The 11826-nt window shown below is 59.0% G+C and carries 8 protein-coding genes and 2 pseudogenes; 1 reads left to right on the plus strand and 9 read right to left on the minus strand.

Annotated elements, in window-relative coordinates; translation table 11 throughout:
- Positions 1-430 (minus strand): annotated as a pseudogene (locus AMR74_RS00005) (ISH3 family transposase); the annotation flags it as partial.
- An 85-nt stretch (positions 431-515) separates the two neighbouring features.
- Here AMR74_RS00005 and AMR74_RS00010 point away from each other — a divergent pair.
- Positions 516-1716, plus strand: a pseudogene (locus AMR74_RS00010) (RNA-guided endonuclease InsQ/TnpB family protein).
- Between the two features lie 261 nt (positions 1717-1977).
- Here the strand turns inward: AMR74_RS00010 and AMR74_RS18300 are convergent.
- The 8 genes from AMR74_RS18300 to AMR74_RS00040 form a co-directional block, all read right to left on the minus strand.
- Complete coding sequence (locus AMR74_RS18300) at positions 1978-2262, minus strand: hypothetical protein (RefSeq protein ID WP_139042944.1); 285 nt, start codon at positions 2260-2262, stop codon at positions 1978-1980.
- 313 nt (positions 2263-2575) lie between these two features.
- Entirely contained in the window at positions 2576-2983 is a 408-nt protein-coding gene (locus tag AMR74_RS00015) for a DUF7475 family protein (RefSeq protein WP_053770043.1), read from the minus strand.
- 75 nt (positions 2984-3058) lie between these two features.
- Positions 3059-6601 (minus strand): UvrD-helicase domain-containing protein, encoded by a 3543-nt coding sequence (locus tag AMR74_RS00020; RefSeq protein ID WP_053770044.1) that lies wholly within the window; start codon positions 6599-6601, stop codon positions 3059-3061.
- Entirely contained in the window at positions 6594-7751 is a 1158-nt protein-coding gene (locus AMR74_RS00025; RefSeq protein WP_053770045.1) for a hypothetical protein, read from the minus strand. The genes AMR74_RS00020 and AMR74_RS00025 overlap by 8 nt, the downstream gene beginning before the upstream one ends.
- Before the next feature lie 101 nt (positions 7752-7852).
- Complete coding sequence (locus AMR74_RS19460; protein WP_240471114.1) at positions 7853-8674, minus strand: hypothetical protein; 822 nt, start codon at positions 8672-8674, stop codon at positions 7853-7855.
- Between the two features lie 98 nt (positions 8675-8772).
- Positions 8773-9315 (minus strand): hypothetical protein, encoded by a 543-nt coding sequence (locus AMR74_RS18305; protein WP_139042945.1) that lies wholly within the window; start codon positions 9313-9315, stop codon positions 8773-8775.
- Positions 9316-9465: 150 nt separating this feature from the next.
- The gene (locus AMR74_RS00035; RefSeq protein WP_053770047.1) at positions 9466-9888 is read right to left on the minus strand and encodes a hypothetical protein; all 423 of its coding nucleotides are present in this window, start codon (positions 9886-9888) and stop codon (positions 9466-9468) included.
- 365 nt (positions 9889-10253) lie between these two features.
- Positions 10254-10457 carry a hypothetical protein gene (locus tag AMR74_RS00040; RefSeq protein WP_053770048.1) on the minus strand — a complete coding sequence of 68 codons (204 nt, stop codon included), beginning with the start codon at positions 10455-10457 and terminating at the stop codon, positions 10254-10256.
- Positions 10458-11826: the final 1369 nt, after the last annotated feature.

The raw sequence follows: 11826 nt of genomic DNA on the forward strand, positions 1-11826 counted from the left end.
TGGCGTAGGCGTGGAACGCGGTGGTTCCACGCTTTGCGACCGAATGATAGAGGCCGTCTGTGTCGTCTTCGTCACCGTAGTAGGGCCGCAGGTGGAGGTCTGCGCAGACCTCCACCTGCTCGGGGAGCAGTTCATCAAGGTTCTTTCGCAGGAGCGTGTTAGCGACTCGTTCGAGCCGATCCGGCTCGAACTTCGTCCGGAGGTGGTAGAGGATCGTGTTCGCAGCGGGTGTGTTCTGGCTCGAAGCACAGAGCGTAGAGACAGAGGTCCCGTCGGCGCAAGCGCCGACGAGGACCTCGTAGATGTCCTCAGAAGTGATTTGAGCATTATTCGCTAAGGAGAGCGGAACTTCCTCGTCAAGGCGGTTGACGAGAAAGTTAAGAAGCTGGTCCTCATGGATCTCACCGTCTGCTTGCTGGGTCGTAGACACACCTTCAGCAAGCAGACGTTCTAACTAAGCGGCTTTGTGAAGTACTGAGTATCGTCTCAAGCCGTCCGACGCCCACCGCAAGGAGTTGGACCGCCACCGCGATATTTGTAGGCAACTGTAGCAACTGTACAACCACACGCGCTACCGCCTCAACGAGTACCAAGACGCCCACGGCGAACTGCCGTCCATGACCACGCTTCGGTCGGAACTCCCCGACCTCAAGAAATGGTGGGACGGTCTCTCAGACGTATACTCAAAGGTTCTCCAAACCGTCGTAGAACGGCTGTTCGATAACCTCAACAGCCTCTCCAAACTCAAGGAGAACGGCTACGGCGTCGGGAAACTCAACTGGAAATCACCACGAGAGTTCCGCAGTTTCACGTACAGTCAGTCTGGCTTCAAGCTCGACAAGAAGGGCGGTCAGACTGTGCTGTCACTCTCGAAAATCGCGGACATTCCGATACGACTCCACCGCAACATCCCCGACGACGCCAGCCTCAAGCAGGTCACGGTCAAGAAGAAACCGACGGGCGAGTGGTTCGCCACGTTCGGCGTCCAAATCGACCGTGAACCGCCCGAACCCACCGAAAATCCCGAGAAGTGCGTCGGAATTGATGTAGGGATTCTCAAGTACGCCCACGACACCGACGGCACGGCGATCGAGTCGCTCGATCTCTCCGACGAGCGTGAACGCTTGGAGCGTGAGCAACGGAAACTCTCGCGGAAGCAACACGGGTCGAACAACTACGAGAAGCAACGGCGTCGCGTCGCGGAGTGTCACGCCGATCTCCGACGGAAGCGCCGTGATTTTCTCCATAAACTCTCGAACTACTACGCTCGGGAGTACGACCTCGTGGCGGTCGAAGACCTGAACGTGAAGAGGATGATGGAGTCGCCGTCGAACAGCCGCAATACGGCGTCTGCCGCGTGGCGAACGTTCTTTCGGATGCTCGAGTATAAGTGCAAGCGAGAGGGGACGCAGTTCGTGGCGGTCAACCCGAGAGGGACGACAAGAGAGTGCGCGGCGTGCGGCGTCTCGACGGAGAAGCCGTTGTGGGTCCGCGAACATTCCTGTCCTGCCTGCCGGTTTCGAGACGGATAGAGATGCGAACGCGGCGTGGAACATTCTTTGTCGCGGTATCGAGCAAGTAGGAGCGGGACGCTCCGAATTAACGCCTGTGGAGACTGCGCTCCCTACGGGAACCACCACGGTTTCTGCAAAGCGCGTCGTGGAAGCAGGAAGCCCTACCCTCAAGGAACGAGCCGCGTCGGCGGCGAGTGAGTAGGGTAGGGTAGTTCACTGATATATTGTGGTTGGGGTTCGTAGCCCCCTGGAGAGATCAATATAAAAGATAGCCCTGAAGAGGTGGGTTTCCGTGCTGTTTCCGCTATGAACAGGTTGGGCAATTACCCGCTCCGCAAAGCGGAGAACGCACAAGTGAATTCGCCTGTGTTTGTCCGTCCGTTTCTGGACGATACAGACACAACGGTGAAGCCTCGGGGCTCGTCCCCGAGGTACTTCACCTGCACAGATTGTGTCAAGCGACTCAAAAAAAGGTTCCAAGACTACTTCCGATTGCAACACCGACGGCGATTTTCGTACAGGTTTGCCAAGACTGCGAACTGAAGCTATAGAGGAGGAATACAACAGGAACCGCTCCGATAGCCGCAGCAGTCCAGTCTGGGATATACTGAAATGGATTTATCCAAAAATAGAGAACAGTAATACTTACCCCGATTATAAAAGCAAAAATACGAATCCACTGAAACTCTGACCGGTCTGGCCCATTAGATGGATTTTCTTCTTCGAGAAGATCACGCTTAGAGGGCATACTTAAATGTATGTGCCCCCGCCAATATGTTTTTTTGTAGCGCATCAGTCGGAGCCTAATAGCAAACTCTTAATCACTAAGCTAAACCCTTTAATTCGGAACAGTGACTTATATTCACTTCTATCATAGAACTATTTCAAGTTAGAATATATTTGAATAAGAATATTTTAACAAAGCCAGATACAAGTATATCCCTAGGGAGCGCAGTCTCCACAGGCGTTAATTCGGAGCGTCCCGCTCCTACTTGCTCGATACCGCGAGAAAGAATTTCTCAGTGCGGTCGAGAATCCTCGCCTTCAGGGCAATGAGGGTGTCAATTGCTCGTGCGGCTGTACAAATAAACCGACACGATCGCGAGGAAGGCCTCCGCAATTTTCGTAATGGTGACAATTGGGTTAATCTCCCCATTCATGTAGAACGCTTCAATCCCCCACCCTCGGAACGGGAATAACGCAAGAATCGTCACCAACGAGTATACTGCAGCCACAAGGAAAAATGAGCGTCGCCAGAACCGGGTGAAATATACTGCTGCTCCGCCGAGGAAACCCAGTCCGTTGAGCACGAAGAGCACTGCCAGCACAACGCTCATTTCAATCGCTCGTGTCGTCGCCACGAGATGGATGAGTCCCGTAATGAGGGCCAAAAGAACCGCCACATACCCGATCGGTTCCGACGGCCACTGAAACATACTGTCTGACCTTGTTGTATGGTTTGTACCCATACGCACAATACTGACTGAACATATAAAAAGGAACATTGCTATATAGAATCGTGGGAATCGACTGTTTAACCAATTTCAAGTGCCGGAGATCGACTCATCCGACCCAACGAGAGTGCGAACACGGCGCGCAAGGACCGTGGGCGGGAACTGTCCGCACACTGACCTTCGGACACACCCGAACGTTTCGACACTGGCGTGAATTGTCGCTGCCGGGCCAAGCTCTTGGCGGAGGATGTGCTCGTAGGCGGCGATCTGGAGTTCATACCGCGGTTGCGTTGCGTCGTGTGACTCATTCAGCGCAATTTTGAGATCGGCCAGTTGCCACTCGCCTCCGCCCAGATCTATGAGGATATCGGCCTCACCATGAACTTCTACCTCAACCGCTCCAGCAGTCACGAGTCCACTCAAATCGTGGTCGACATAGACAGCTTCTGCTGCTTGGATCTGGGCCCACAGATCGGACTTGAGGAAGTCCGCCACGACTGACACGTGGAAGAAGCTGACGAGGCCACCACGTTCAGTATCTGGAAGCATCTCGATCGACTGCGGCGTTATCTGTTCCATCGCGTGCTGAAGCGCGCTTCGGACGGGCTTGCTCCACGCATCAATCTCGGTGGCCGGCACGTCCATCTCGATGAGGGTGAGTAAGGCCTCGTGGAGACAGGTTCCGACGGCCTCTGGCCCAAGCGTCTCGAACGTGATTGGGAGGTCGTCGGCCACCGTCTCAGTGTCGGTGTGAATCGGCTCGTCAAGGAGGTGGGCACCCACGGTAGCGTCGACATCGTCAGTCAACGGATAAGCTGTACTCGGGTCGAGAAAGCGTGGGACCCACGACTCCAACTGGTCGCGTCGAGGCGGGACGGCACCCGTCACCGATAGCGGCGTGTCGTACATCTCGCGTGTCTCACTGCCGTCGACGTCATTCACACCGATCGTCAAATCACCGGCACTGGACGGCTCGTCGATCGCATACGTGGGTGTTCGTCCAGGCGAAAACTCGAGTGTCTCAAACAGGGTATCGAGCCAGCGATCACGCGGCTGTGCCGTGCCGGGTAACGTCTTCGGAAGCGGGATGACGAGATGGTCACGTGCCCGAGAGAGTGCCACATACAGGAGTCGCCACGCCTCCGCACGCTCGTTGGCTGCGACTGACTGGAGCTGGTCGGGACCAAGCAGGTGCGGGCCCCCACCGCCGGCGCCGTCGAGCCAGTGCTCGGTCGCCCACCGCAACCCGATATCGCGTGATGCAGCACCCTGTTTATCGCGACTGTCACTGCTTGGCGTGTAGAGTCCCCCATCGAATGGTGGCAGTTCGATATCGGGTGCTGTCTCGACGTTCGTCGGCGGCGCTAACGCCGCAACGCCACCCTGCGTCATGAACCGCTGAGAGAACGGGCCAGTGTCCCAGAGCTTGAACCCCGGCGTTGCGAGCACAATCACATCGTCTTGATCGCCTTTGAGCCGATGAACTGTGCTGAAGACGACGTCAGCATCAGTGGTCACACTCGGGATATCGGGCCCCTCGCTCGGAGCCGCCCGAAACGGCGCGAGTAGGTCACCGAGGGCGGCTGGTGGGTACTGCGTGTCCGCTTCCCAGTCGGCGACGGTGCTCGTGAGCGCGTCGAGCGCGGCTACTCGTTGTGCTGCCGGCAGGTCGGTGAACTGGTCGCCCGGGTCGGCTCGAAGCGCGAGTTGCTCGGTGATGTCTTCCAGATACACCGACGCTGGAACGCGATGGAACCGGCCCAGCTGACCGCGAAGATCGCGCAGGCCACAGAGGATGTCTCGGGTTTCGGCGTCGAGGTCGTTGGCCGCACAGATAATGTCAAGGTCGTACCCAGCCCGCTCGAAGCAGTCGTGGGCGCCTGTGAAATCGAACGGCGAGTCAGTCAACAACGCGCGTGTCTGGACCCGATCGGTCGGCGCAGTGAGCCAGTCACACACGGCGAGGACCGCCTTGACCACGGGACACGCAAAGAGTCTCGAACTCGCATTTTGAACGGTCAGTCCTTCGGCCTCGAACGCGTCTTTGTACGCGTCCATCCGCGTTCGCTTTCTGAAGACGACGGTTATCGACTGTGGCGACCCGGTCTCGTCAGTCAATGTCCCATCAGCGAGGCCTTGTGCGATGTACGTCGCAAGGATGTTCGCCTCGCCAGCGCGGCCGTCGGGGTTGACCCACCGTGTCTTGTCGGGCGCTGCCCCACCGGTGAACGCGGCGACGTGGATGCTCGGGTCGGCAGTTGGATCCCGAGATGCGTCGAGACCGGAGTAAGTCGCCGCAAAATCACTGAGCCCCCCGCGAGCTGGATCGTCGAAGACGGGCCGCATGATGGTGTTGATGCCAGCGGCGATATCGGGGGTTCCACGATAAGTTGTTGCGGCTGTCACCGTCGCATGGGTGTCCCAATCGATACCGAGATACTGGCCCTCGCGACAGGCAGTCGTGAACAGCGACGGATCGGCGTGCCGCCAGCGGTAGATGCTTTGGAGTGTATCGCCACACGCGAGGACGCGCATCGAGGGAGTGACAAGCTCTGACAGCGCCGCGTGCTGGATAATAGAGACATCCTGTGCTTCATCGATGATCACGCTATCAAGCCGCGCGTGGTACCGCTGACGAAGGGCTGTGTACTGGTCGGTCGTTGGCCCATCGCCATCGACTGGCCAGTCACGCTTGAACACACTGGTGACAAAGAAGGCGACATCGGTGTGAGTGACCACGCCATACTCGCGGATCAGGGCTCGGTACTGCTCGCGGTAGGCCTCAAGCACGTCACCAAACGCTGTCAGCGTCCTCTCCCATGCGTCATAGAGACGCTGGTCAGCAGCCACAAGGTCGTCCCACTCCGCTGGTGAGAGGGTTTCGTCGGTGTCAACTGCGGCGTCGGCGTCGACGATGTCTGCGATCGTCGCCACGATATCCGCACGACTGCTGGTTCGTCCGTCAGGATACACTGCCTCCTGTGTGGCACGGAGTTTGCGTTCGAAGGCGGCCGTGGTGAGTCGCTGATCGCGACAGTACTTGACAGCGTCAGCAAGCATCTCCTCGGGAGTGGCTGCCCAGCGGCCATCCGGGTATGCTGCTTCCAGTTCGGCTATCGCGTCTTCGTGGGCTGGATCGGCAGCGACGGCGTCATAACACGCGTTGTGAACCGTTTCCAGCAACGCCTTATTCCCGACCGTTGGCGTCTCCTCGAACCCCAGGTCGGTAGCCAGTTCTTCGAATGCGTCACGCAACACGCTGTCGACAGTGCCGATGAACGGTGCGTGCCGGACCCGCGTCACGAGATACGCGGTATCTGACTCGGTGAGTGACGCTGCCTCGGAGATTAACCCATGATCCACGATCTCCCGAATGTGTTCACAGACACCGGGTCCGATCGCGGCCGCCTCATCGGTGGTAAACGACATGACGGCCACGCTCTGGGCGGGAGTCTGGTCGCCACGAGCGTACCGCCGAATGATGGTTTCAGCCGCGATTCGCTGCATCGTCAGTGATTTGCCAGCACCGGCGACACAGTTCATGGTAAACAGTCCCGACTCGGCGTCGACGAATCGGTCTCTGATCGTTGCTTGTGCGTTCCGGAGTCTCCGTGGGTCGTCGTCGTTACTCATGAGGTGTCTTGGTGGGTGCTGGAACGGTATCTGTACTCGCAGAGAGGAGCGCGGCAATCGGCTCAGGAAGCTGCGGTGTCGTGCTCACCAGTTGGGTGCGGGCCTGCTCGGAGACAGTCTCCATCTCGAGTGACGCAAGAAACGGCGAGGGGTACACAACACCACCGTCGGCGGTCTGTGTGTACCGTGTCACGATCACGCCGCGCTCGGCGGCACGCATCGCATCGGCGAAGTGATCGCGATCACGGCCGTTTCCCCACGCGGTTCGCGGCGCAACGATATCTGTCTCACCAGCTCCCGCGAGAACGGCTTCCTGGAGCTCTGTGGGAACAACGCTGTCAATCTGGGCCGGCCACTCGGCTGCTGTCGCGCCGACCGCGATAACGAATGGAACAGACAGCGCCCACACGTCGTTTGCCTCCATTATGTCGATGGCCCAGGCGTTCGAGTGTTCACGGCGGCCCGGGCGTTGTGTCGCCAGCAGCTCACACAGCTCCTGTACAGCGTCCCACGATCGGGAGACCGTCCCGTCTGCGAGCCATTCGTCGTATTTGTGCAAGACCTGATCGACGAGCCGAGTGACCCTGACGGTTGCTCGCGCGGCTGTCTCCGTCGCCATGAGCGCCGGTGAGTCAGCCTGCTTGCGGGCGGGCACGCTCGTCTCGCGATACGCGTCGATCGACGCCCCCAGAACCGTTCCAACTGTCTCTGGCGTTGGCTCGCGCTCGGCATGCGACAGTAGCCAGTCACAGTAGGTTGTGAGTCGCTCGTCCGTGGTGTGTGTCTGTATCGTTTCGGCCCACTCGGCGATCGATCGATGCCCGGGGGGAAGGGCCTCGAGAGCGGCCTGGATCGTCGACTGTTCGAGTGGCCAGCTGGCTGTATCCGTGAGCGGCGCCCACCGCTGCGCCACTGGTTCCAACAGCGTTGTAGCAGCGACGTCGCCGGCGCCAAAGAGCGTACAAATCGCCGCTATCAGCGCGTATGGTTCGGTGCGGGTCACGCGCAACTGTGTCCAAAACACTGGCGTCACCCCATACTGGATGGCTGCCCGGGTCAGCGGCTGTTCATACGGATCAAGATCGCGAGCCACAACGACGATGTCGCGGACGTCCACGCCACGATCGCGAAGTTCGCTGATCGTCGCCATCACAGCACGCGCTTCCTCGCGACGCGTCGGTGCGGGCAATTCGACAACAGGACATGACGGTGCTGGCAGCTCGCCAGTGAGTGCCGTGCGGTGGGCGTGGGTCACAGATTCACCTCTCGCCCGGGATAATCAATGGACAAAAGATCCGGGAGTCGCATGGTGAGGTACTCGCTGGTTCCGGGGCGGAGGTGGAGTTCGATATCTGCCGTTGTTGCGGTACAGAGGCCATACAGGAAGTCAACTTCTGGTGCCGGGATGCTGCTCACACCGACGAGCGAGATCCGCTCGATATCGGGATAGCAATCGGTCCACACCTCGTCGCCGTCGATGAGGCGGCGCGTCGCCCGTCTGAGAAGCGCCGTCTTCGAGACCGCTTTGTCAGTCTGGTCGCGCAGCCACGTCTCGACGGCGAGGCCACCGTCAACCAGTGTGGTCGCCTCGTCCGCAATGGGAGTCGCAAACTCGTCGGTGACATCGCGCAGCGCCGCAATCCGATCCGGATGGAAGTTCGTCATTGATTCGACCTCTGAACGGATCTGCTCCAGTTGTTGGGGATCGACGTCTCGACGGGCAGCAAGCAACGGACGGAGTCCCGATGGCTGATCCGGTGTCGTCGTCGGAAGCGACTGGAGGAGCGCTAAACGATCGACGCGATCGAGGCTTGTCGGGGCCGGGTCTGCAGCTCCAAGCAGTACTTCCGCAACGGTTTTCGGGTCGACAAATTCAAACGCATTCTGTGGCTGTGTACGCTCTCGCAGTCGCCGTTGGAGGTTTCGTTGGTGGAGTTCGGTCGGCGCCAACACGAGTTCTGTCGGCGTCGCTGTGCGGTCAGCACGGTTGAGAAGCCGTTCTTCCTCGCCACAGTAAATCGAGATCTGCGAGGCAATATCGTCGTCAGTCGTGTGGAGGTCCGTTGTCGACATCAGATCTATCAGTAAGTAATGTACAACAAGGCGGTAATAAACTGCTTGCCCCAGAGCGGAAGTAGTCAGATAGTGTACTGAGCTATCAGTTACGTGACCTACGAGATGACGACCGTTGCAAATGCGTGTCCAAACTGTGGGCCACTTGTGATACCATCTGGTGTCGCCTCGATCACATTGAGCTGGGCCATCTTTTTGATTGCCTCATCGAGTGTCGCTTTCAGATCCGGATTGATGGGTTGGTCAGTATTGGTGTCGCCGTGGTCGTATGCTGTGACAAATCGTTCAAGCTGCTCACGGCGCACAGGTTCATCAAGCAGACTCACCGTTTGAAGAATCTGCCAAGCGCGCTCTTTAGCGACAATTTTGAACAGTTCGAGCGGACGAGACGGACCTGTTGATCGATATTGAGACGTCTCCAGGCCCTGTAGCGGCTGTGTCCTAAGTTGAGCCGTTGTGAGCGGTTCCCGACCAACGATCTGCCAGCGATTCTCGGCGTCGCGCAGTTCGATTAACCACCAGCCAGTGCTGTCCTCGCGAGGCACAAATTGGAGTCGGCGGCGAGAGCCCTGCTCCGGGCGATACGTTACAGAGAATCGGGAGGTTGAGGGCACATGATCAGGATCAAAGGATTCTGACATACATATCTGTCAAAACCAATCGTATTTAAAGGCCAAGGGCAGAAAGCATGAGTCGAGTAGCAGTTGGGCCACCAGAGAAGAGTTGGCGCATGAGATTGGCGAGAGTATCGCGTCGGTCCGATAGCGCAGAAAAAAATGGAAACCGGCTGGCTATAGTTCTTCGGTCTCGATCGAGAGGTCGTCAGGCGAGAGCTCCACGTCGTCGACGAGGTCGGCCACGATCTCGGCGGCCGCCTCGATAGCCTCCTTGACGTCGAACCCGAGCGTGGCCTCGATGACCTCGCCGTTGTGGACGACGGTCGCGACGACCGGCTGCTGGGTGTAGACGATCAGGTCCTCCTCGAGCGACTGGTACGGGCCCGCCGAGACGAACTGGCGGGCACACTCAAGCGAACAGAAGCCGACCGTCCCGTAGTCAGCGACCATCCCACGGGCGTCGCAGCCGAGGAGGAGTTTCAGCTGGTCGTCGACGTCGTCGTGACAGCCCTCACAGGCACACTCGATCTCGTCGTCAAGGGTAGTCGTCAGGTCAAACTCGGACTGGGGCGTCGAACCGCGAAGTGTTTCACTCATAGTCGGTTGGTCGGGTCACCCCCTCGGGGGAAACCCTCGTCTCCGGATGAGGCAATAATGTTGCCAGCTGAAGCGAGGTCAGGACTCGGCCGTAGCCGGTGTCTTCGACACCGTGCTGAACGGTGGGTTAGTAGTTGCTGCTAACGTCACAACCAGCCGTCCCACGGAGGCCGTTACGAGTGGGGAGTCACAGAGAGTTTCTCCCACTGGTTACCCATCGAGATCGACCCCGAGATCGACCCCGAACAAACCCGGATCGTTTCCCGTCTCCACTACCGGCTGGTTGCGGTTCCGTCAACTGCCGCAACAAACCCACCAGTCACCGGGCCATAGAGAGGGGGTCTCGACCCTCGCTGAGAAGCCGGTCAGAGGACCCGGCGTTTGCAGTCACTACACGCCACGTCACCACCCCCGAGACGAGTGGCCGACTCACTCGAACAGAAGTCACACCCCTCCGATCCACTCCGGGCATTCATCGACATGAGGACGGCAAGAACCACGCCGACGAGCAGGGCGATTGCGGTGCCGAACGAGACGGTGAAAACGACGAGTGCGAGAAGCGTGTTCATCTTGGGAAAACCTCACCGCTGGCCCGGCCACAATAATGCCACCATTGGGTTGGGGCCTGCCGACACTCCGTCCGAGTTAGGACGGTGTCGTCTCACCGTGTTGAGACAGAACGAGTCCCCACCGAAGGTGGGTGGCTCGTGGACGCCATTTAGTATACCAGATCGTTGAGAGATTCCCGGTGGGGATACTGGCGAGGACTCCCGCCAAGAGGGAGTCGTCGAGGTGGGGGCAACCCACCCAGCGGTGCGACGGCCAGCTGCCCTCGAGGCGTGTCGGTCGCGACCACTGTTGGTGGGGTGGACCCGACACCGTTCGGTCCCCGTCGGCTGTCAGACTCGAAGCGGCCATCTGCCGTGTCTGTGGTGGTGGCGTTCCGTCGCTGGTGACGGCCGACGGCGTCATCATCAGAATACTGAGAGGTCCGTCTCGCTGTGGATCCTGATCGTCGGATCCGAGCCGATGCCCACCGATGGTGAAGCGGCAACTGGTCGCCGCGTCTGTGGTCTCAAGAAGAGGCGGTGTCGATGCCGACTGGTGACCACGTCGTGACCCTCGGTCGGGAGACACCGCGAGTCGAGATCGACGAGTCGAGTCGCATCGACAAGCCCACCCGGACGAGGGGATCAGCGAAGTCGGTCACCGACGTCGGAGGTGAGAATCCCGCCGGGGTCGAAGCCGTTCCACACGGCGTGTGATCGTGGCGATGGTGACAGCCGGTCGGCGTCTGCGGTAGGGCCGACTGTCGGCAGACTCATCAGGTTCCTGAAACAGTCACGAGAGCCGCGACTCGGCGGTGAGAGACTGGTCGACAGCCGATGTGTTAAGGGAGTCTCTCGTCTGTGGATCGAAGAGTAGGTCGACGGCAGTCGACTGGTCCCCAAGGGGACTGTCCCGGTGGTGGTCATCGACCGTCAGGAGATGTGGAGTCAGTTGTGTCGATCGCGGTCGTCGAGACGACGAGTCGTGTTGCGTCCGGGGTCCACCTGACCCGTGGCGAAGTGTGTTGAGAGTGTTTCGAGATTCTGAGAGGATTTGTGAAACAGAGTGTGTCGATGAGGCGGTGGTAGTGCCGACCGCCGTGTAGTGGTGTCCTGTTCTGGTTGGCCGACTGCCCTCTGCGGTCAGTCTCGATCTTGGTGGTCATCCAGCTGGTGATGCTTCTGTCTGAGACCCTGTCTCTCCATGTCCCCTTCAGGGGACTGCTGGGGTGATCCCGGTTGCCTGCTGTATCAGGCATCTTACTCTTGGCCCTTGGGCCTGAACACCCCCCACCCAGAGGGGGTATTACCCGGTATATCACAGACGTACCGGGTCAAATTGGGGGTGTTCTGAGAGGGTGAAAATAAGTCGGTCTCGGAAACCGGCTGA

The organism is Halorubrum tropicale (assembly GCF_001280455.1).
GTDB lineage: Archaea > Halobacteriota > Halobacteria > Halobacteriales > Haloferacaceae > Halorubrum > Halorubrum tropicale.

What these genes read in the sequence shown, in the direction of transcription:
- AMR74_RS00035 (WP_053770047.1), bottom strand. Translation starts at nt 9,888, where the DNA reads ATGAGTGAAACACTTCGCGGTTCGACGCCCCAGTCCGAGTTTGACCTG.
- AMR74_RS00020 (WP_053770044.1), bottom strand. Translation starts at nt 6,601, where the DNA reads ATGAGTAACGACGACGACCCACGGAGACTCCGGAACGCACAAGCAACG.
- AMR74_RS18300 (WP_139042944.1), bottom strand. Translation starts at nt 2,262, where the DNA reads ATGCCCTCTAAGCGTGATCTTCTCGAAGAAGAAAATCCATCTAATGGG.
- AMR74_RS00015 (WP_053770043.1), bottom strand. Translation starts at nt 2,983, where the DNA reads ATGGGTACAAACCATACAACAAGGTCAGACAGTATGTTTCAGTGGCCG.
- AMR74_RS19460 (WP_240471114.1), bottom strand. Translation starts at nt 8,674, where the DNA reads ATGTCGACAACGGACCTCCACACGACTGACGACGATATTGCCTCGCAG.
- AMR74_RS00040 (WP_053770048.1), bottom strand. Translation starts at nt 10,457, where the DNA reads ATGAACACGCTTCTCGCACTCGTCGTTTTCACCGTCTCGTTCGGCACC.
- AMR74_RS18305 (WP_139042945.1), bottom strand. Translation starts at nt 9,315, where the DNA reads ATGTCAGAATCCTTTGATCCTGATCATGTGCCCTCAACCTCCCGATTC.
- AMR74_RS00025 (WP_053770045.1), bottom strand. Translation starts at nt 7,751, where the DNA reads ATGGCGACGATCAGCGAACTTCGCGATCGTGGCGTGGACGTCCGCGAC.